This window comes from Streptomyces viridosporus, from assembly GCF_002078235.1.
In the GTDB taxonomy this organism is placed as follows: Bacteria; Actinomycetota; Actinomycetes; order Streptomycetales; family Streptomycetaceae; genus Streptomyces; species Streptomyces viridosporus.
In genome coordinates this window covers 1-1,125 of the sequence record NZ_MSGP01000574.1, presented here as the reverse complement: position 1 = coordinate 1,125, position 1,125 = coordinate 1, and the positions used below count along the sequence as shown (strand labels likewise).

The following is a 1,125-nucleotide window of genomic DNA, read 5'->3' as shown; positions in this document are numbered from 1 at the left end:
GCCGGGGCGGTCGGGGCGGCGGCGACCGTGGTGAAGGTGGTCGGCTCGCACGTGCCCGCCGCCCACCGCCGGGCCGGCGCGGCGCACCAGCCGGGCGGACCGGAACAGTTGCGGCTGCAGTGGCTGACGGCGCTGGAGGTGCGGGGGATACGCCCGTTCCTGGACCAGCAGCGGATGCTGGCCGCGTCCACGGGGCGGAAGGAGGCGGGGCCGCGGCTGCGCGGCGCGGACAAGAGCGCGGCGGCCCGCGGGCGGAGCGTGCTGGAGCAGTCGTTCGGGCAGCTGCCGGAGCCGCTGGGCCCGTTCGCGGGCCGGCGGCAGGAGATGGCGCGGATCCGGCAGTGGGTGCGGGCGGCCCGCGCGAGCGCGGAGACGCGGCCGACGGTGGTGGTGCTGCACGGGGCCTCCGGCAGCGGCCGCACGACGCTCGCGGTGCGCGCCGCGCACGAGCTGAAGGACCACTTCCGCGGCGCCTGCGTCGTCGATCTGCGCGGCGAGGGCTCCGGTGAGCCGCCGCTGTCCACCCGGGACGCGCTGCTGCACCTGCTGAACCGGCTCGGGGCGCCCCGCGAACAGCTGCTGTTCCGCGAGCGGTCCTCCCCCGACCAGCAGGTCAGACGGCTGAGCGAGCTGTACCACCGGCATCTGACGGGCCTGCCGGTCACCATCGTCCTCGACGACGCCTCCGATCCGCAGCAGGTCCGCACGCTGGTCCCCGAGCGGTCCGACAGCCTGGTCCTGGTCACCTCCCGCGCGCCCCTCGGCCTGCCCGACGACCTTCCGGCCCGGGTGTACCGGTTACCGGTGGAGCCGCTGGACGCGGCGGGCGCGGAGGAACTGCTGGCGGCCGCCGCCCAGGACTCCTCCGGGCCGTACGACGCCGAGTCCGCCGAGCGGGTGCGGGAGCTGTGCGGGGGCCTGCCGCTGGCGCTGCGGCTCGCCGGTTCGTCCCTGGGGCCGCGGTCCCCGCGCGCGCTGGCCACGGACCTGGGCGCGTACGGTCCGGTCGAACCGGTGGAGCGCGCCCTGTGGCTGCGCTACACCGACCAGTCGGAGACGGCACGGCGGCTGCTGCGCCGGCTGGCGCTGGCCGGCCGGGTCTCGCTGGGCGCCGCCGCGGCGGCG

General features: G+C 77.9%; 1 protein-coding gene. It reads left to right on the top strand.

The window, feature by feature from the left end; all coding sequences use genetic code 11:
- Window positions 1-1,125 (top strand): AAA family ATPase (locus B7L92_RS32920; protein WP_143626417.1); only part of this gene is annotated, 1,125 nt, incomplete at both ends.